General features: G+C 64.2%; 18 protein-coding genes. 9 read left to right on the forward strand and 9 right to left on the reverse strand.

Features of this window, described 5'->3' with window-relative positions; all coding sequences use genetic code 11:
• Positions 1-336: 336 nt before the first annotated feature.
• The 5 genes from K408_RS0127925 (at position 337) to K408_RS0127950 (ending at position 7305) form a co-directional block, all read left to right on the forward strand.
• Positions 337-2781: a TonB-dependent receptor gene (locus K408_RS0127925; protein ID WP_024342530.1), complete on the forward strand. Its 2445-nt coding sequence runs from the start codon at positions 337-339 to the stop codon at positions 2779-2781.
• Between the two features lie 506 nt (positions 2782-3287).
• A complete protein-coding gene (locus tag K408_RS0127935; protein WP_024342529.1) occupies positions 3288-3695 on the forward strand; it encodes a hypothetical protein in 408 nt (135 codons plus the stop codon).
• 150 nt (positions 3696-3845) lie between these two features.
• Positions 3846-5309: a GH1 family beta-glucosidase gene (locus K408_RS0127940; RefSeq protein ID WP_024342528.1), complete on the forward strand. Its 1464-nt coding sequence runs from the start codon at positions 3846-3848 to the stop codon at positions 5307-5309.
• Between the two features lie 179 nt (positions 5310-5488).
• A complete protein-coding gene (locus K408_RS0127945; RefSeq protein WP_024342527.1) occupies positions 5489-6721 on the forward strand; it encodes an acetyl-CoA C-acetyltransferase in 1233 nt (410 codons plus the stop codon).
• Between the two features lie 281 nt (positions 6722-7002).
• The gene (locus tag K408_RS0127950) at positions 7003-7305 is read left to right on the forward strand and encodes an HU family DNA-binding protein (RefSeq protein ID WP_018320691.1); all 303 of its coding nucleotides are present in this window, start codon (positions 7003-7005) and stop codon (positions 7303-7305) included.
• Positions 7306-7378: 73 nt separating this feature from the next.
• Here the strand turns inward: K408_RS0127950 and K408_RS42890 are convergent, their stop codons facing one another.
• From K408_RS42890 to K408_RS38885, 7 genes are all read right to left on the reverse strand, one after another.
• On the reverse strand, positions 7379-7534 hold the full coding sequence (locus tag K408_RS42890) for a hypothetical protein (RefSeq protein WP_196232404.1): 156 nt from the start codon (positions 7532-7534) through the stop codon (positions 7379-7381).
• Between the two features lie 5 nt (positions 7535-7539).
• Entirely contained in the window at positions 7540-9927 is a 2388-nt protein-coding gene (gene lon / locus K408_RS0127960; protein WP_024342526.1) for an endopeptidase La, read from the reverse strand.
• 8 nt (positions 9928-9935) lie between these two features.
• The gene (locus K408_RS0127965; RefSeq protein ID WP_024342525.1) at positions 9936-10319 is read right to left on the reverse strand and encodes an Hsp20/alpha crystallin family protein; all 384 of its coding nucleotides are present in this window, start codon (positions 10317-10319) and stop codon (positions 9936-9938) included.
• A 153-nt stretch (positions 10320-10472) separates the two neighbouring features.
• Positions 10473-11054 (reverse strand): YciE/YciF ferroxidase family protein, encoded by a 582-nt coding sequence (locus K408_RS0127970; RefSeq protein WP_024342524.1) that lies wholly within the window; start codon positions 11052-11054, stop codon positions 10473-10475.
• Positions 11055-11167: 113 nt separating this feature from the next.
• Positions 11168-11374, reverse strand: a complete 207-nt coding sequence (locus K408_RS0127975) for a LapA family protein (protein WP_024342523.1) — start codon at positions 11372-11374, stop codon at positions 11168-11170.
• 87 nt (positions 11375-11461) lie between these two features.
• Positions 11462-12649, reverse strand: a complete 1188-nt coding sequence (locus K408_RS38880) for a carboxylate-amine ligase (protein WP_024342522.1) — start codon at positions 12647-12649, stop codon at positions 11462-11464.
• A gap of 3 nt (positions 12650-12652) precedes the next feature.
• Positions 12653-13546: a gamma-glutamyl-gamma-aminobutyrate hydrolase family protein gene (locus K408_RS38885; protein WP_024342521.1), complete on the reverse strand. Its 894-nt coding sequence runs from the start codon at positions 13544-13546 to the stop codon at positions 12653-12655.
• Between the two features lie 211 nt (positions 13547-13757).
• Here K408_RS38885 and K408_RS0127990 point away from each other — a divergent pair, with 211 nt between their 5' ends.
• The 3 genes from K408_RS0127990 to K408_RS0128000 all read left to right on the forward strand — a co-directional run bounded on the left by K408_RS0127990 (position 13758) and on the right by K408_RS0128000 (position 16990).
• Positions 13758-14384 carry a MarC family protein gene (locus K408_RS0127990; protein WP_024342520.1) on the forward strand — a complete coding sequence of 209 codons (627 nt, stop codon included), beginning with the start codon at positions 13758-13760 and terminating at the stop codon, positions 14382-14384.
• Positions 14385-14535: 151 nt separating this feature from the next.
• Positions 14536-15189, forward strand: a complete 654-nt coding sequence (locus K408_RS0127995) for an L-fuculose-phosphate aldolase (RefSeq protein WP_024342519.1) — start codon at positions 14536-14538, stop codon at positions 15187-15189.
• Positions 15190-15202: 13 nt separating this feature from the next.
• Positions 15203-16990 carry a chloride channel protein gene (locus K408_RS0128000; protein WP_024342518.1) on the forward strand — a complete coding sequence of 596 codons (1788 nt, stop codon included), beginning with the start codon at positions 15203-15205 and terminating at the stop codon, positions 16988-16990.
• Between the two features lie 5 nt (positions 16991-16995).
• Here K408_RS0128000 and K408_RS0128005 read toward each other — a convergent pair whose 3' ends face one another.
• Positions 16996-17247: a DUF2798 domain-containing protein gene (locus tag K408_RS0128005; protein WP_024342517.1), complete on the reverse strand. Its 252-nt coding sequence runs from the start codon at positions 17245-17247 to the stop codon at positions 16996-16998.
• A 293-nt stretch (positions 17248-17540) separates the two neighbouring features.
• On the opposite strand from K408_RS0128005, the gene K408_RS0128010 reads away from it, so the two are divergent.
• Positions 17541-17942: a hypothetical protein gene (locus K408_RS0128010; RefSeq protein WP_024342516.1), complete on the forward strand. Its 402-nt coding sequence runs from the start codon at positions 17541-17543 to the stop codon at positions 17940-17942.
• 144 nt (positions 17943-18086) lie between these two features.
• Here the strand turns inward: K408_RS0128010 and K408_RS43130 are convergent.
• Positions 18087-18283: hypothetical protein (locus K408_RS43130; protein WP_210164262.1), on the reverse strand; the 197-nt coding region annotated here is incomplete at its 5' end.

Here is an 18283-nt window from a genome sequence, read left to right on the forward strand (position 1 = left end):
TTCGTTTGCCGTAAAAGCACCCCGCCACGAGGGCGGGGTGAGTCTACGGATGAATGACTCGCGATCGGATCGCGATGTCGAGCCAAGGATTGCACGAAGGCCCCTTGCGAAGTTCGGCAAAAAGTCTCGTCGCGTCCGGGAATTGTTCCCGGTTGAGCGTCGGGGGCTTGCGCCCACCGTGGGAGACGTCGGGAATAATTCCCGATTTTGCCGGGAATTCGTGCTCCGAAGAGGTCGGACCTTTTACGGCTGGTGCTTTTCGGCTGTTGGCCTGTATCGTTCGCCTAACCGGCGGGGAAACAAGAGAGCCGGACGATGCGGGTGGAGGCGGCAGGTATGGGCGTTCGTAGTCTGGTCATCATTTCAATTTCTACGGGAATGGTTGTTGCGACCGAGGCTGTTGCCGCTCCAGACGAGCAGACAAACGTCCAGAACCTGCCGCCGGTCGAAGTGACTGCGCCAGCGCCGGCAGCGCCGCGGGTGGTCCCGTCGCGGCCGGTTGCGCGCATAGGCGCGCCGGCATCCGCCGCCCCGAGGACTCGGCTCTATGTCTTCCCGACCTCGCCGGGCATCGGCCGGGGTCTCGATGTCGACAAGGTCCCTTCCGCAATCAACGCCGTCGATGCGAGCCAGATCAAGCGAACCAACTCGCTGAACGTGACTGATGCGTTGCGCGACAACATTCCCGGCGTCAACATCAGCGAGGTCACCGGCAATCCCTTCGCGCCTGACGTCGAGTTTCGTGGCTTCGTTGCCTCTCCGGTGGTCGGCACGCCGCAGGGCCTCGCCGTGTACCAGAACGGCGTGCGCATCAACGAAGCGTTCTCGGACGCCGTGAACTGGGACCTGATCCCCACCGCCGCGATCAGATCCGTGACGCTGGTGACCAACAACCCCGCCTTCGGCCTCAATGCGCTGGGCGGCGCAATCAACCTGCAAATGAAGAACGGCTTTACTTATCAGGGCGCGGAACTCGACGTCATGGGCGGTTCGTTCGGCCGCATCCAGGGCTCGGCGCAGTGGGGCAAGCAGGTCGATCAGAACTACGCCGTCTACGGCGCGCTCGAAGGCCTGCGCGACAACGGCTTCCGTAATTTTTCCCAATCGACTGTTCGGCGCTTCTATGGCGATGTCGGCTACAGGGCGGGTGACAGCGAATTCCACGTCAACATGGGGCTGGCCAAGAACAACTTCGGCGCCAGCGCTACCGTACCGGCGGAGCTGCTCGACAAATACTGGGGCGCGACCTACACCACACCGCAGACTATCACGAACCGCGTCGGTTATCTCAACCTGACCGGAAAGGTCGACGCGACGCCGACTTGGACGTTCGAGGGCACCGCCTATGCGCGCCGGTTCGAGCAGAACATCGTCGACGGCAATCCGACCGACGTAGAGGAGTGCGCCGCAGATGCGGGATTGCTCTGCTTCGGCGACGACACTTCAGCCGCCTATGGCGGGGGCGGCGTGCAACTCGCCAACCCCTTTGCGCCAGGCACGATCCTCGGTGCCATCGACCGGGGCTCGATCCGTTCGTCCACGTTCGGCGTGTCGGGGCAGGCCACCAATACCGACCAGCTGTTCGGCCATGACAATCGTTTCGTGGTCGGCTCAACCTATGATGCCGGCATCTCGCGCTACAATGCCAGCTCCGAGATCGGCTCAATGGGAGAGAACTACGTTGTCAGCGGCAGCGGCGTTTTCCTCGGGCCGACCCCCGCGGCAGATCCCGTTGCCGGTCCCGTCTCGCTGCGGACAGTCAATCAGTACAACGGCCTCTATGCGATGGACACGTTCAACGTCACGAACGCTTTCGCGATCACGGGCGGCGGCCGCTTCAACGCGGCGCGGATCTCGCTGGAGGATCAGCTCGGGACCGCGCTCAACGGCTATCACACCTTTACCCGCTTCAATCCCATCATCGGCGGCACCTATAGGATCACGCCGGAATTGACCGCCTATGCCGGCTATTCCGAGGCCAACCGCGTGCCGACGCCGCTCGAGCTCGGCTGCGCGGATCCCACCAGGCCCTGTCTCATCGCAGCCTTCCTGGTTGCGGATCCGCCATTGAAGCAGGTCGTCTCCAAGACCGTGGAGGCGGGCTTCCGCGGCACCAGGGAGCTGAACATCGGCACGCTCGGCTGGAAGGTCGGTGGTTTCCGTGCCACCAATCACGACGACATCATGGCGGTGCCGGTCGTCGGGCGGACCGGCTTCGGCTACTTCTCCAATGTCGGCCGGACCCGCCGGCAGGGGCTGGAGGCCGAGGTCAACATCAAGTCGCCCACGCTCCAGTTCCAGGCGAGCTATTCCTTCGTCGACGCGCGTTTCCTTGATCCGCTCGAGCTCGGCTCGGAAAGCCCGTTTGCCGATGACACCACCGAAACCATCCAGGTGAGGCCCGGCAACCAGATCCCGGCGGTCCCACGCCACCGCGTCAAGGTCGGCGTCGACTACGCCGTGACCGATGTCTGGAAGGTCGGCGGCAACGCGCTGTTCGTCTCCAGCCAGCATCTCGTCGGCGACGAGTCCAACCAGTTCGAGAAGCTGCCGTCCTATACGGTGTTCAATCTCCATACCTCCTATCAGGTTGCGAAGAACGTCCAGCTCTACGGCCGCGTCGACAACGTGTTCGACAAGCGCTACGTCACCTACGGCCAGTTCTTCGACCGCGATGCCTTGCCCAACTTCACCAACGGCGGCAGCGACTTCCTCGACCCGCGCTCCCTCAGCCCGGCACGGCCGAGGGCGTTCTACGCAGGAATGCGGGTGACGTTCTGAAACCAGCGTGACGCTTCCTTTTCCCAACAGGGGAGAGGGCTCTATGCGGCGCTAGGGGCTTTGGGGTTTGGCCTGAGACGGTCCTGCCTTGCGCGATCCTGCTTCCAGGCAACCGAGCGGCTGCACAAAGAAGCGTTGAGCGACGATGCGCAGCCGAGCGGCTCCGCGGCGCAGCTTCGTGGCCCGCTTAACCAATCAGAAACCATGACGAATGATCTGAAAACTTTAACGAAACGACTTGGCGGCCTGCGCGTCGGTTCGTCGGAGGGCCCGTCCGATGACAGAGCACCAGTTGAGAGAGCAGCAATTCCGGATCGCGCGCTATAGGCATTTGGAGCGGGAAGTGACCGATCCGCTCGCGGCGTGTCTGCTTCACAGCATCATCGAGGAGCTCGAAGCCGAGCTGCGGAAAGACGGGCCGGATCGGCTCGGGCCGTGCGATTAACGCTTTCTTAGCACTGATCATGCGGATTGTCGGCCTGGGAACACCAATGGAGATGGCTCCCATGCTGAAGGACGGCACCTATGCGGCGTGGTACAACACGCCGCTCGATCAGGGGACCGGAATCGTCCATGTCGCGGACGGCCAGATCTGGGGGCGCGACAGCCTGATGACCTATCGTGGCTCCTGCACGGTCGATGGCGACCGCTTCACTGCGATCGTATCGGCGAAGCGTCATACCGAGGGGCGAGCAACGGTCTTCGGTGTTGAAGATGAACTCACGTTGGACATCGAGGGACGCTGCCCCGGCAAGATCGCGAGCTACACCGCGACGGCACACCAGGTACCGGGAGTGATCCTTCATGGCACGCTCATTCTGACGGAACAGCAGCCGCCGGCAGGCGAGCGAACCGAGCGCGTGGCGGCGTTAGATCTCGGCAGGCTGCCAAGATTGCCGAGGCGTTTGCGCTGAGCGGGAAAGTTAGCGGGGCGACTGGCCCGCATCCATATGCCGCGGCAAGGCCGCGGCATTCTGCATTGTGCTTTCGGCACAGCTTGCTTTCCAAACCGCCCTGGACTCGCCATTGTGCGCCCGCAACACCCCCGAAGCGGAGAAGCATCAATGACGGACAAGGTCTCGCGTCGCCGATTTGCGAAGATCGCGGGGCTGTCCGCAGCCGGGATGACTGGTGCGATCGACGCAGCCAAAGCCAAGCCGGCCCGGCCGCCGCGCGGGGGAGGCGGCTTTCCGCCGGGTTTCATCTGGGGTACGGCGACCTCGTCATACCAGGTGGAGGGCGCCGTCAACGAGGATGGGCGTGGGGCTTCGATCTGGGACAAGTTCGCGCGCATCGCCGGCAAGATCGAGGACGGCACCACCGGCGACCGCGCCAATGAGCACTATCACCGCTACAAGGAGGACATCGCGCTCATCAAGGCGCTCGGCTGCAGGGCTTATCGCTTCTCCGTGGCCTGGCCGCGGCTGTTTCCGGAAGGCGACGGCAAGCCCAACCCGAAGGGGCTCGATTTCTACAATCGCCTCGTTGACGAGCTCCTGAAGAACGGCATCGAGCCGTGGCTGACGCTCTATCATTGGGATCTGCCGCAATCGCTCCAGGACCGTTTTGGCGGCTGGCGTTCAACAGATACCTGCAAGATCTTTGGCGACTATGCGGCATACGTCGCCAAGCACCTCACCGACCGCGTCAAGAACGTGTTCACGCTAAACGAGAGCGGCCGTTTCGTCTATTTCGGTTACGGCATCGGCATCGACGCGCCGGGCCTGAAGTTGCCGCAGGCCGAGGTCAACCAGATCAGGCACAACAGCGCGCTGGCGCATGGGATCGCGGTACAGGCCGTGCGCGCCCATGGCCGGCGCGGCACCAGGGTGGGGCCGGCCGAGAACATCGATGCCTGCGTGCCGGCGATCGACACGCCGGAGAACGTCCGCGCCGCGGAGATTGCGCTGCGCGAGATGAATGCCGGCTATCTCAACGTCATCATGACGGGCCGCTATACCGACGCCTTCCTGAAATTTGCGGGACCCGACGCGCCGAAATTCACCGATGCGGAGCTCAAGATCATCTCCTCGCCGGTCGATTTTCTCGGCCTCAACATCTACGCGCCTCAGAACTATGTGGTGGCCTCCGACCAGGGCGCGGGCTTCATGCCGCTGCCGATCCCGAAATCGTTCCCGCACATGAATTCGGACTGGCTGCGCGTCGGGCCCGAGACGATCTACTGGGTGCCGAAGCTCGCAGCCAAGATATGGAAAACAGACGCGATCTACATCAGCGAGAACGGCACCTCCGGCGACGACGTCGTCACGCCCGACGGCAAGATCTACGACACCGACCGCATCATGTATTTGCGCAACTATCTCGCCCAGCTCCAGCGCGCCACTGCCGAAGGCGTGCCGGTGCGCGGCTATTTCCTCTGGAGCCTGATGGACAATTTCGAATGGGTCTACGGGCTGAACAAGCGCTTCGGCCTCTACCACGTCAATTTCGACACCCAGGTCCGTACGCCGAAACTCAGCGCCAGCTTCTATCGCAACGTGATCGCGAACAATTCGGCGGGGGCGTGAACTCTTCCTTCTTGGAGCGTTGTCGCGACGGGGACAGGCCCGGCCAAGACCTCGTTGAGGCTTTCGCGTAGCGGAAAATCTGCGTGAGGGGACGGAGAGGGCGCGTCGCGCCGCGCATTGACTCTCCTCTCTCCCTTATTCAAAACCGCGGTCAACACTCATAACAAGAGGCAACGCCAATGGCTGACGCGCTGATCATCGATGCCTGCAGGACCCCCCGAGGCATCGGAAAGACGGGCAAGGGAGCGCTTTCGGGCATTCATCCGCAGCAGCTCGGAGCAACCGTGCTGCGCGCGCTTGCCGATCGCACCGGCATCAATACGGCAGACGTCGACGACATCGTCTGGGGTTGCAGCGCGCAGGTCGCGACGCAAAGCGGCGATCTCGGCCGCATGTCCGCGCTCGATGCCGGCTATGACGTGCGCGCCAGCGCGGTGACGCTCGATCGCTTCTGTGGAAGCGGCATCACCAGCGTCAACATGGCCGCAAGCTCGATCATGGCCGGCGCCGAGGATCTCGTCATCGCCGGCGGCTGCGAGATGATGTCGATGGAGGGGCGGCGCGGCAGTGGTCCGATGATGATGGACAACGGCAATCTGCGCCTGCGTGCACTGCATCCCCAGTCGCATCAGGGCGTCTGCGCCGACGCGATTGCGACCATGGAGGGCATCAGCCGACGGGACGTCGATGCGCTCGGGCTGGAGAGCCAGAAGCGTGCCGCGCATGCCATGGCGAACGGGTACTTCAAAAAGAGCCTGGTGCCAGTCTATCGCGAGGACGGCAGCCTCGCGCTCGACCACGAGGAATATCCACGGCCGCAAACCACGATGGAAGGCCTGAGCAGCCTGAAGCCGGCGTTCCCTGCGATCGCCGACTACGCTCTCGACGACAAGGGCACGACATATCGTGGCCTGATCCTGCAAGAATACCCTGAGCTGAAGATCGACTTCGTGCATCACGCCGGCAACTCCTCCGGCGTGGTCGACGGCGCCGCCGCGATCCTTCTCGCATCGCCCGCTTACGCCAAGGCGCACGGCTTGAAGCCGCGCGCCCGCGTGGTGGCGATGGCCAACATGGGGGACTCGCCGACCCTGATGCTGAACGCGCCGGTGCCGGCGACGCGCAAGGTGCTGGCAAAGGCCGGTCTTACCACCGACGACATCGACCTGTTCGAGATCAACGAGGCCTTTGCGGTGGTGGCGGAAAAATATATCCGCGACCTCAAGCTCGACCGCGCGAAGGTCAACGTCAATGGCGGCTCGATTGCGCTCGGCCATCCCATCGGCGCCACCGGCTCGATCCTGATCGGCACCGTGCTAGACGAGCTCGAGCGGCGCGATCTCAAGCGTGGTCTCGTCACCATGTGCGCCGCGGGCGGCATGGCGCCGGCCATCATCATCGAGCGCGTCTAGGCCTTTTTTCGCAGGGTGAATCGCGACCGGCCTCCCCCAAGAGGCCGGTCGTTGCTTGTCGAAAGCCGCGAATCAGATTTAGCAAGGTGTCGTGCGGGCCTTTGAAACAAGGCAAAATCCGTTGCTCGTGGCTTCTGCCGCTCCGGAAGTAGCCAAAAAGCAGGGTTTTTTGCCACAGGGGGCCAGAAAAGCCCGTAAAATCGCGAGAAAACTGTGCAGAAGGCTATAGGCCTTCTACGGTTGGTCTAATATGCAACCGGCAACGAATCAGAGGAGACACGATGCCAACCCAGATGTCCAAATCGCAATTGATCGAAAAGATTGCGACCGCCACCGAGCTTTCCAAGCGTGACGTCAAGAACGTCATGGAGACGCTGACCGACGTCGGCCACAAGGAGCTCAAGAAGAACGGCCTGTTCCTGGTGCCGGGCTTCGCCAAGTTCGTGGTCATCAAGAAGCCTGCGACCAAGGCGCGCAAGGGCACCAACCCGTTCACGGGTGAGGAGATGATGTTCAAGGCCAAGCCGGCCCGGAAGATCGTCCGTGCTCGCCCGGTCAAGGCTGCCAAGGACGCCGTGGGCTAACAACGCAAAGGCCCCCTCGGATTGGAGGGGGCCTTTTGTTTCGAGGCAGCCGCGAGGGCCTGAGACGGAGGGCTCAGCCCTTGCGGCGCTTCACCCGGACCGGGACCGGCTGAAGCCGCGGCTGGGCTCCTGCAAGCGCATCGCGCAGCCGGTCGACGGCTCGGTCGAGCAGTTCGCGCAGCCGCTGCGTTGTCTGCGATCTCTTTGCTCTGTCCAGCAGTTTCGGCATCGCCTTCACTCCGCCGCTTCATCCACTTGGGCCTCACCCGGCTCGAGCGCGGCGGCAATGGCCTCATCGACGCGCTCCAGCCAGATGAATTCGAGGTTGTCGCGCGCGCTCTTCGGGATATCGTCGTAGTCCCGCTTGTTGCGCGCCGGCAGCATCACCCGCTTCAAGCCGGCAGCAGCCGCGGCCACCACCTTCTCCTTGATGCCGCCGACCGGCAGCACCAGCCCGCGCAGCGAGATCTCGCCGGTCATCGCGGTGTCGCTGCGCACCGTGCGATTGGTGAGCAGGGAGGTCAGCGCCGTGAACATCGCAACACCCGCGCTCGGACCGTCCTTCGGGGTCGCGCCCGCGGGGACGTGAACGTGGATGTCGCTCTTCTCGAACAGCTGGGGATCGATGCCGAGCTGGGAGGCCCGGCTCTTCACCAGCGTCATCGCAGCCTGCACACTCTCGCGCATGACGTCGCCGAGCTGGCCGGTCAGGATCAGCCCGCCTTTGCCGGGCACGCGCGTTGCCTCGATGAACAGGATGTCGCCGCCGACCGGCGTCCAGGCAAGCCCGGTGGCGACGCCAGGAACGCTGGTGCGCAATGCGATCTCGCCTTCGAAGCGCGGCTGGCCGAGCACGGTCGCGATGTCCTTCGCCGTCACCACGACCTTCGCGGCCGTGCCTTCCGCGACCTGCACCGCGGCGTGGCGGAACACCTTGCCGATCTCGCGCTCGAGGTTACGCACGCCGGCCTCGCGGGTGTATCCCTTGATGATCAGCTTCAGCGCCTCCGGCTCGATCTCGGCCTGCTCGGCGGAGAGGCCGTTGGCCTCCAGCTGCCGCCGCACCAGGTACCGCTGCGCGATCTCCAGCTTCTCGTCCTCGGTGTAGCCGGCGAGGCTGATCAGCTCCATGCGGTCCAGCAGGGGACCCGGGATCTGGTCCAGCATGTTGGCGGTCGCAATGAACACCACGCGCGAGAGGTCGAAGGGCACGCCCAGGTAGTTGTCCCGGAATGTCCCGTTCTGCTCGGGATCGAGCACCTCCAGCATCGCGGCGGAGGGATCGCCCTGCACGCCACGGCCCATCTTGTCGATCTCGTCCAGCATCATGACGCAGTTGCGTGCGCCCGCCTTCTTGATGCCCTGGATGATGTTGCCGGGCAGCGCGCCGATATAGGTGCGCCGGTGGCCGCGGATCTCGGCCTCGTCATGCACGCCGCCCAGGCTGACGCGCACGAAGGGACGATTCATCGCGCGCGCGATGGATTGTCCCAGCGACGTCTTGCCGACGCCGGGCGGGCCGACGAAGCACAGGATCGGCGCCTTGCCCTGCGGAGCGAGCTTGCGGACCGCCAGATATTCGATGATGCGGCTCTTGATCTTCTCCAGGCCGAAATGGTCCGCATCCAGGATGGCTCGCGCCTCCTTGATATCGATCGGCTTCTCCTCGGGCAGCGCCCAGGGCAGCTCGATCAGCCAGTCGAGATAGGTCCGGACCATGCCGGCCTCGCCGGCGGCCTCCGGCATGCGTTCGTAGCGGCGCAGCTCCTTCTTCGCATGCGCCTCCGCCTCCGGTGGCATGTTGGCCTTGGCGATGGCGGCCGTCAGCTCGGTGACCTCGGCCTGCTTGCCGTCGCCTTCGCCGAGCTGGCGCTGGATGGTTGCCATCTGCTCGCGCAGGATCGCCTCGCGCTGCCGCTCGTCGAAAGAGGCCTTGGTCTTCTGGCCGATCTCGTTGCTGATGCGCAGCACCTCCAGCCGCTCGGCGAGGTGCTTCGACACCTTCTCCACGCGGAGAGCGAGGTCAATGGTCTCCAGCACCTCCTGCTTGTCCTGCGGCTTGATGTCCATGAACGAGGTCGCCAGATCCGCCAGCGCGCCTGGCGCGCTGGTACCCTGGAACATCGCTGCCAGCTCCGGCGGCGCCTGCGGCAGCAACTCGATCGCCTCGATGGCCTGGCGCTGCAGGTTCAGCGCGCGCGCCTCGATCTCGGGTGAGATCGTGGTCGGCTCGGGGATCTGCTGGAAGCGTGCGGCCAGGAACGGCGTCCCCGGCAGGAAATCGAGAATGCGCGCGCGCTGCACGCCCTGGCAGACGATGTGGTGCGTGCCGTCGGGCGCCGTGATGTAGCGCACGATGTTGGCGATGGTTGCTACCCGGTAGAGGTCGTCCGGCCCGGGATCATTGGTTTCGGGGCTGCGTTGGAGGACGATGCCGACCGGCCGCTGCTCGCGCAGCGCCTGTTGCGCAGCTGCGATGGACTTCGCCCGGCCGATCGTGATCGGCGCGATAGCGCCGGGAAACAGCACCATCTCGCGCACGGGGACGATGATCAGCGCGTCGTCGGGGATCTTCACGTCGTTAGCGGTCTGTTCGTTGGTGTTCATCTGTTCGGTGGCCATGATCGACCTCAGGATTTGGCGAGGCGCAGTGCGACGCAGCCGTCCATCACGAAGCGGCTGATGGCGTAACGGCCAAGGGGCAATGCAATACGGCGCTCAAAACGCCCCTGCGGCAGCTCGAGCCGGTGGATGCGGGCGTTGCGAAGCTCCGGCGGGAGGGTGCGCTGACCGGAGATGACGAGAACGCCGTCGTGGATGACCGTCTCGACATTGTCCGGATTGACCCCGGGAAGCGCCACCAGGATCAGGAGCTCGCGCTCGGTTTCGAGCACGTCGATGGGCGGCTCCCAACAGGCTTCCTGGCGGCCGAACTGCTGGCGCAGCCGATCGGCGCGGGTCAGCGAATCCAGGGCTTCGGACAGCATCCAGTCGAGGGGATTCTTGGGTTGCATGATGTAGGCTCGGGGGTGGGAAAGCCTGCATATGGGGCGGGTTCCGGGGAAATCCAGTGCGAGGGCGCTGATGTGCCATGCACTGTGGGCCCCTCCGAAAAGCGAACGCCGCGGCTCGGGCCGCGGCGTTCCGTCATTTGCCTAGAGGTTGGGTCAGGCCGCCGCGCGGTACTCTTCTTCGGCCTCGAGGTTGATCACGGAGGTGGCGAGCTCCGTCAGGGCGTGATCGGTCGCCTCTTCCTCGTCCAGCGTCTCCTGGAGCAGCCTTGCCGCGTCCTGCATGCCGAGCTCCTCGGCCCAGGTGCGCAGCGTGCCGTAGCGCGAGATCTCGTAATGCTCGACCGCCTGTGCGGCCGCGAGCAGGCCCGCATCGAGTGCCGGCGCACCCTTGAACTCCTTCATGATCTCGGCGCCCTCGTCGGTGATGCCGTTGATCGCCTCGCAGGGCTTTCCGCGTGCGGGCTTGCCCAGCATCTTGAAGATCTGGTCCAGCCGCTTGACCTGGCCCTGGGTCTCGCGCAGATGCTTGTTGAAGGCGGCGGCCAGCTCTTTCGACCGCGCTGCCTTCGCCATCTTGGGCAAGGTCTTGATGATCTTGTTCTCGGCGAAATAGATGTCCTTCAGCGTCTCCAGAAACAGATCGCTGAGCATCTTCGGCGCCTGACGCGGGCGGCGCGCCGCGGTCTTCTTGGCCGCGGACTTCTTGGTGGTGCGCTTCTTCGCTCGTTTAGCCATACGTCCTCCTCATGAGGCGACACGGGAAGGCCTCGCCTTCCTCAATCCTCGGGCGATCAAAACCTCAGGGGAACGAAAAGTTCCAAATCGCACCCGGCGTTCGCCGGGCTCGCTCAGGTCGGACGCTTGTAGGGGTCTTCCTGGCGCTGTCGCTCTTCCGTCGCACGATCCAGGCGTGCCCGTTCGCTGCGGCGTAGATGGCCGGCCTTCATCACCCCGTAAACAAGGACCCCGCCGAGCACGAACGCGCCGATGAACCAGAGCCAAAGCATCTGGGCCGAGGCGTGGCCCAGGAGCATGCTCACTCCGCTGTCGCTCATGATTGGTCTCCACCGATGTTCATTGCGGTCATGCTGAGCTTAAGTCGGCCGCTGAAACGTCGTTCCATGCGACCGCTTCGTGATGGGTCAGACCAGATCCGCGAGCGGTTGCCGCGCCGGAGGCGTCTTCGGCTCGCCGCCCCGGGCGGTGAAGTCACCGGCTTCGGTCGATGTCCGCAGCCATTTCGTCACGTCCCCGATGGCTTCCCGCGGCGACCGGCCGAACTTCCTCAAGCTGCGGAAATATTCGAGCTGAAGATGCGCCGAAGTGCCGCGCTTGGGGATCGACTTAAGATGCTGGATATCGTCTTCGATGCCCAGATGCGCGATATGAGGTGCCAGCATGGCAATCACGGAATCAAGCCAGCTTCGAAATGAAATCGGTTCGAACGACACCAGGTCGATATAGGTGCCGTCGGTTCCGTAGCGCTGGGCGCGCCAGCGATTCTCCTCGACCAACGCGCGGTGCACGGCCGAATGCGTGGCGTTCAGGTCGGGATGGTGGACGGCATGGCGGACCAGCGCGCGAAACAGCGCTGCGATCGCCACGGAGTCCGCGGTAGCGGTGCAGCAATCGGTGATGCGCAGCTCCAGGGTCGGATGCTGAAGCGAGGGCCGCAGCGCCCACCAGACATAGGTGGCGTTGGGCACGATGCCTGCATCGACCAATGTCTTCACATACGTCTCGTATTCGGCCAGGTTCCGGAACATCTCCGGAAAGCCGGTGCGGGGCAGGGCGTCGTTGGCGGCATTGCGGTAGCCCAGCAATCCCGTTGGATAGCCGCACCAGAACGGCGACGAGGTCGAGAGCGCCAGCAGCAGCGGCAGGAACGGCACCAGGCGGTGCATGATCTCGACGCGCAAGTCGGGCTCGGGCACCTCGACATGAACGTGCAGTCCGCTGATCGGATTGCCGAGGCCGACCATTCCGAGGTCGCTGATGACCTTGCTGTAGCGGCGCTTGCGCGTCATGCGCTGCTGCTGCGGCTGCGCCAGCGGATGCGTGCCCGCCGCGATGATTCCGACGCCGTGCTCCTTGCCGACCTCGGTAAGAACCGAGCGATAGCGCGCGAGCTCGGCCCGAGCATCGCCCGAGGACGTCAGCGGCGGGGTCGCCACCTCGATCTGCGATTGCAGGATCTCGGTGGTCAGCCGCTCGCCGAGGCGCTTCTGGGCTGCCGCCATGTAGGGCTTGGGCAGCTCCGATCGTGGTGCCGCGGACTGGCGGCTGACCAGAAAGTATTCCTCTTCGATGCCGAAGCGGTAACGGTGCATGACCTATGCTGCCCCTTGCGCCTTGGCATGGCGGCGAACCGCGTCCCCGAAGGCTGTCAGGATACGCGCCGACGCATGGTCGGAGCTCGCCCAATAGTCTGGGTGAAAGAGCGTGCCGACGGCGAAATCGCTCGCGCCCTCGACGCTGACTGCCTCGATCGAACCGTCCTCAGCCACGGCCTCCGCGACCAGACCCGGAGCGAGATCGGCGATGAGAAAGCTGTGCAGCGAGTTCACGGTGATCGAGTCTGCGCCACAGATATCCTGCAGGACACCACCCTTTCGCAGCGTCACTTTCTGCCGCAGCCGGTAGCGGGCGTCCTCGTTGTCCGCCTCGGGCGTGCCATGGCGCTTGTCCTCCGGCAAATCGTCCGGCTCCTTCGCCAGCGTGCCGCCAAAGGCGACGTTGAGCTCCTGAATTCCCCGGCAGATGAAAAGCGCGGGGATGCCTCGCGCCAGCGCCCGTGGGATCAGCCGGAGTGCGACCTCGTCGCGGAATTGGTCGAACGGCCCGTCGCGTGCCTCGTCCGCAATTCGCCCATAGCGCGACGGATGAACGTTGGTCTGCCCGCCGCCGACGAAAAGGCCGTCGAGCCCGTCGAGATAGGCATCGACGTCGGCTTCTGGCGCGACGGGCAGGATGCGCGGCACGGCGCCGGCCACGAGGCCCACGGCCTTGACGCAGATCAGCGCGACCGAGGCGAGCTGCTCGCCACGCGCGACCATGGAATCGGAGAGAATGCCGACCTGCGGTGAACCGCTGCGAGCCTGCCACTGGCGGCGCGAGGCGCTATGTCTCCATTGCTGAAGGCCATAGGCGACCGCATCGGCCGCGCTGCCGAATTGATGAATGGCAGCCTTGAGCTCTCTGACGTTTGTCCCCAATCGAAGCGCCATGCGGCTGCATGCAACGGGATCGTGCGGATCGATTCTGGAGCGGGGCTCGTGCAATTGTCTCGGCTGCTTCTATTCGTGTGGCGATGCCGAGTAAAACGGCAATCGTAGAGAATGGTTGCTTCATGATCGAGCCGCTCGATCTATTTACTCAGCACGAGCCTTAACTTTTGTTATTGCTCGCACTCGAACAGCCGGACGGGGAGAAGCGCTCATGATTGATTTCTCTCTGTCCGCCTTCGTGACGCTGCTGTTGGTGATCGATCCTGTCGGTCTCGTGCCCGCCTTTCTCGCTGCCACAGCCGGCCTGCCCGACAAGGCCAAGCGAACGATCGCGCTGCGCGCGCCGTTGATCGCCGCCTCGATCCTGGTGGTGATCGCGCTGGTCGGAAACTGGCTGCTGCGCGAGCTCGGGATCGGCATCCCCGCCTTCCAGATCGCCGGCGGCCTGCTGCTGTTCGGCGTCTCCTATCAGATGATCTTCGGCGATCGTCCGCACCGCGAGGCACGCGAGGCCAACAAGGCGACCGCGGAGCATGTCTCGGACGTCGCAGTGTTTCCCCTGGCGATCCCCATGATGGCCGGCCCCGGCGCGATTGCGACCACGCTGCTCCTTTCGGGCGGCGCCGGCTACGGACCGCGGCTCGCCATCATCATCGCCGTCGTGCTCTGCGTCTGCCTGATCTGCATGCTGTGTTTTCTCTCCGCGAGCCTGATCGCGCGCACGCTCGGGCGTACCGGCAATGCCGTGCTCTCGCGCGTCCTCGGCATGCTGCTCGCGGCTTATTCCGTGCAGTTCGTGATCAACGGGATTGCGGCCGTCCGGACCAGCCTGCCATAGGGCTGCGACAATCTGTTGTTGGCTTCGCCATTATTTCGTGGTCGGGCAGACGTGCCGGCAAGACGGGCCGCCAGATCCGGGACGCTTTCGCTTGCGCTGCCATATTGCTTGACGTACTTCCGATCCAACAAGCCCATCGTCAGGAGATCTGATGTCGATGACAGCGGACGAGCTCGCCAAGAAACAGGCCATCATCGACGCCTGCCGTCGCATGAACGCGCTCGGCATCAACCAGGGCACATCAGGCAATATCAGTGTCCGGCATGTGGACGGACTTCTGGTCACGCCGACCAGCGTGCCCTATGACGCGATGACCCCGGACCAGATCGTCTTCATGGCGATGGACGGTAGGCACGCGCCGCACCAGAAGCCATCGAGCGAATGGCGCTTCCATCGCGACATCCTGAAGTCGCGGCCCGACGTCAATGCCGTCGTGCATGCGCATCCGACCTATTGCACCATTCTGGCGATCATGGGCATGGAGATCCCGCCGGTGCACTATATGATCGCGGCAGCCGGCGGCGAGAGCATCCGCTGCGCGCCTTATGCGACGTTCGGAACGGCGGAGCTATCGGACCATGCGGTGCGGGCGCTGGAGGGCCGGCTGGCCTGCCTGCTCGACCACCACGGCATGATCGCGATGGGCAAGACGCTGGACAAGGCGATGTGGCTGGCCGTCGAGGTCGAGACGCTGGCGCGGCAATATCACGGCTGCCTCCAGATCGGACGACCGCCGCTGCTCCCCAGCGACGAGATCGAACGCGTCCGCCGGCGCATGGCCGGCTACGGCCTGTCGGAAGGGTAGGGGCGGGCAAGAGGTGTTCGTGCGGATCAGACATCTCGTCGATGGCAAGGGGACGAGCCGCACCATGGTTCGGCTGCGTGCCCTCTTGCGCAGCAATGAGTTCTACCTGATCCCGCTCGCGCTCGTGATCGGCACGCTCGCCGGCGCGGTCGTGACGCTGATGGCCGGGATCGCGCAGATCGCGCACGTGGTGATCTACGGAATCCCGATTGATGTCCACCTGTCGGCTCACGCGAGCGTCAGTCCGTGGGCGGCACTGATCGCGCCCGCAGTCGGCGGGCTGTCGCTCGGAATCATGGAATGGTTGCGGCGGCGCATGAAGATATCGAATGCTGTCGATCCGATCGAGGCGAACGCGTTGCGCGGCGGCAATCTGTCGATGCGAGACAGCGTGGTGGTGGCGGGCCAGACTTTGATCTCGAATGGCTGCGGTGCCTCCGTCGGCCTCGAGGCGGGCTACACGCAGATCGGTTCGGGCATCGCCTCGGTGATCGGCAAGTTCTTCAATCTGCGCCGCAACGATCTGCGCCTGATGGTCGGCTGCGGCGCTGCTGCTGCGATCGCGGCGGCGTTCGGTGCGCCGATCACCGGAGCCTTCTATGCCTGCGAGCTCATCGTCGGCGTCTATGCGGTCGGCAGCGCCGCTCCTATCCTCGCCGCCTCGCTTGCGGGCGCCTTGACCGCGCAATGGCTGGGCGGCGCGCCGTATTCACTGGAGATACCGAAGGTCAGCGCCGTCGGCGTCGAGCAATATCTGGCTCTCATCGGGCTTGCGCTCATCACCAGCGGCGTCGGCATCGCCGTGATGCGTTCCTCGCCGATGTTCGAGCGACTGTTCGCCTGGTTGCCGGTCTGGTTCCGCCCGGTCATCGGCGGCCTCATCGTCGGCGGGTTCGCCATCGTCACGCCGCAGGTGCTGGCGGCCGGCCATGGCGCCATGGTGCTCGATCTCTTCCAGGAGATGACGATCGGTCTGATCGCGCTGATCATCGCCTTGAAGGTGACGGCCTGCCTGATTTCGCTCGCCTCGGGTTTCCGCGGTGGCCTGTTCTTCGCCTCGCTGTTCGTTGGAAGTCTGATCGGAAAGTTCTTTGCCGCGGTGCTGCTTTTGATCAGCCCGAACTTCGCCATCGATCCGCTGGTCGCGATGCTGACCGGGATGGCGACGCTCGGCGTCGCGATCGTCGGCGGCCCGCTCACCATGTCGTTCCTCGTGCTGGAGATGACCCGCAACGTCGACGTCACCGCCGTGGTGCTGGCCGGCTGCATCGTCACCTCGATCTGCGTCCGCTTCATGTTCGGTCACTCCTTCTCGACCTGGCGGCTGCATCTGCGCGGCGAGACCATCCGCAGCGCCAACGACGTGGGCTGGCTGCGCAATCTCACGGTCGAGCGCCTGATGCGCTCGGACGTCGGCAAGGTGCCGTCGACCACGACGATTGCGGCCACGCGCCGCGAATTTGCGCTGGGCTCGCGGCCGGGCATCGTGATCGTGAACAATGCGGACGAATATGTCGGCCTCGTCACCTTGCCTGACCTGTTCTCCAGTGATCTCGACACCATCGCCGACGAGATCCAGGTGATCGAGCTCGCGCGCCTGACCGACATCGTGCTGATCCCGGAAATGAACGTGAAGTCGGCGATGGCGGTGTTCGACGAGGCCGAGGCCGAGATGCTGGCGGTGGTCGATTCCACCGACAGCCGCAAGGTGGTCGGCTTCCTCACCGAGAGCTTCGCCCGCCGCCGTTATGTCGAGGAGATCGACAAGGCGACGCGGGGCGTGCTTGGGGCGCTGTCTTAGGCCGGCTATCGGCTGGGCGGGGCCGCAACGAGGCAGGCCACGATCCGGCGGACCAGCGGCAGAACCACGAGCAGCGTGGGAAAGGCGACGAGCCAGGACAGCGCCCAGGCGCCCGGCCAGGTCGCCAGGAATGCCGGCGTCGCGCCGAGGCTCCGCAGCGTCGATATGACCGACACCACGGCCGTCATGAGGATGGACAGCACGAACGGCATCACGATCGGCGCATAGCGCGCCGGCAGTTTACGAACCGCAATCATCTGATTTCTTTCGAGGAAATGGACGCGTCGAGCACGTTGAAACCCAGGAAAATGGCATCGATCCCGACGGCGTCGGTTGATGCGTTGGTTCACGTGAAACGCTTACGGCAGCCTAAAACGGCGCGGCTGTTCATTATCCGCTCAGGTTGGATGGCGCAAGCTGGATCGGATCGTTCGGTTTACAATCGTTCAAAACGTGGCAGATCGCCGCGATCAGGAAACCATTTCAGCGGTTTGCGCCTTGTAGATGGTTTGCTTATGTCTCTTTCGGCGAGAATAGAGGAAGGTCGAAAATGAGTACTGGACCCATGATTTCCGCAGCCGGCCGCAACACTGTCGTGGCTGCGTTTGCAAGCCTCGCCCTGATTGCGGCCTCCGCATCCCCTTCCGCGGCTGCCTCGTCCGGGACACCGGCCAAGGCGGCTGCTGCAAGCCAGCCCACGTCCGATGTCACCGATTTCGGCGCAGCCCGGCGTCGCCACTATCATAGGCGCGGGCCGAACGCCGCAGGACTCGCCTTCATGGGCATGGCGGCAGGTATAATCGGAGGCGCGATCGCCGAGAGCCGCCGCCGCGAGTACTACGAGAACCGCTATCACTACGGCTATGGCCCGCGTCCGTATTATGGTGGCCCGGGCTATTATGGCGGCGGCCCCTACTACTACGATCCGGGCTATCGTTACGCGCCATATTGAGCGGTCATTCTCGACCCGATTGAGTAGTGCTTGAAAAAGGGCGGTGCTTTGCGCTGCCCTTTTTGATGTTTCTGCGTTCCTGAAGCCCGGAGCGAGCGAAACGCAATCCGGCGCTGTTCGCCCGAGATCTCGCGCCCTTACTCCTTACCAGATGACGCCGGCGCTCCACCGTGTCCGCGGCGTGCCTGTGTCGCCCTCTGTCAATCCGCGCGCGCGAAAATATTCCGCTTTACCGAAATTCGGAAACGGCGTATGTGTGGCCCATCCCGGCTCATCCTTGAGGGGCGATCGTGTGGTCGTCATGTTCGCGAGCCGGGCTTGCGGTGGACGCGGCAGCGTCG

Source organism: Bradyrhizobium sp. in8p8 (assembly GCF_000426845.1).
GTDB lineage: Bacteria > Pseudomonadota > Alphaproteobacteria > Rhizobiales > Xanthobacteraceae > Bradyrhizobium > Bradyrhizobium japonicum_C.

Coding starts and splice junctions, on each gene's coding strand:
- K408_RS0127925 (WP_024342530.1), top strand. CDS start 337: ATGGGCGTTCGTAGTCTGGTCATCATTTCAATTTCTACGGGAATGGTT.
- K408_RS0127935 (WP_024342529.1), top strand. CDS start 3,288: ATGCTGAAGGACGGCACCTATGCGGCGTGGTACAACACGCCGCTCGAT.
- K408_RS0127940 (WP_024342528.1), top strand. CDS start 3,846: ATGACGGACAAGGTCTCGCGTCGCCGATTTGCGAAGATCGCGGGGCTG.
- K408_RS0127945 (WP_024342527.1), top strand. CDS start 5,489: ATGGCTGACGCGCTGATCATCGATGCCTGCAGGACCCCCCGAGGCATC.
- K408_RS0127950 (WP_018320691.1), top strand. CDS start 7,003: ATGCCAACCCAGATGTCCAAATCGCAATTGATCGAAAAGATTGCGACC.
- K408_RS42890 (WP_196232404.1), bottom strand. CDS start 7,534: ATGCCGAAACTGCTGGACAGAGCAAAGAGATCGCAGACAACGCAGCGG.
- lon (WP_024342526.1), bottom strand. CDS start 9,927: ATGGCCACCGAACAGATGAACACCAACGAACAGACCGCTAACGACGTG.
- K408_RS0127965 (WP_024342525.1), bottom strand. CDS start 10,319: ATGCAACCCAAGAATCCCCTCGACTGGATGCTGTCCGAAGCCCTGGAT.
- K408_RS0127970 (WP_024342524.1), bottom strand. CDS start 11,054: ATGGCTAAACGAGCGAAGAAGCGCACCACCAAGAAGTCCGCGGCCAAG.
- K408_RS0127975 (WP_024342523.1), bottom strand. CDS start 11,374: ATGAGCGACAGCGGAGTGAGCATGCTCCTGGGCCACGCCTCGGCCCAG.
- K408_RS38880 (WP_024342522.1), bottom strand. CDS start 12,649: ATGCACCGTTACCGCTTCGGCATCGAAGAGGAATACTTTCTGGTCAGC.
- K408_RS38885 (WP_024342521.1), bottom strand. CDS start 13,546: ATGGCGCTTCGATTGGGGACAAACGTCAGAGAGCTCAAGGCTGCCATT.
- K408_RS0127990 (WP_024342520.1), top strand. CDS start 13,758: ATGATTGATTTCTCTCTGTCCGCCTTCGTGACGCTGCTGTTGGTGATC.
- K408_RS0127995 (WP_024342519.1), top strand. CDS start 14,536: ATGTCGATGACAGCGGACGAGCTCGCCAAGAAACAGGCCATCATCGAC.
- K408_RS0128005 (WP_024342517.1), bottom strand. CDS start 17,247: ATGATTGCGGTTCGTAAACTGCCGGCGCGCTATGCGCCGATCGTGATG.
- K408_RS0128010 (WP_024342516.1), top strand. CDS start 17,541: ATGAGTACTGGACCCATGATTTCCGCAGCCGGCCGCAACACTGTCGTG.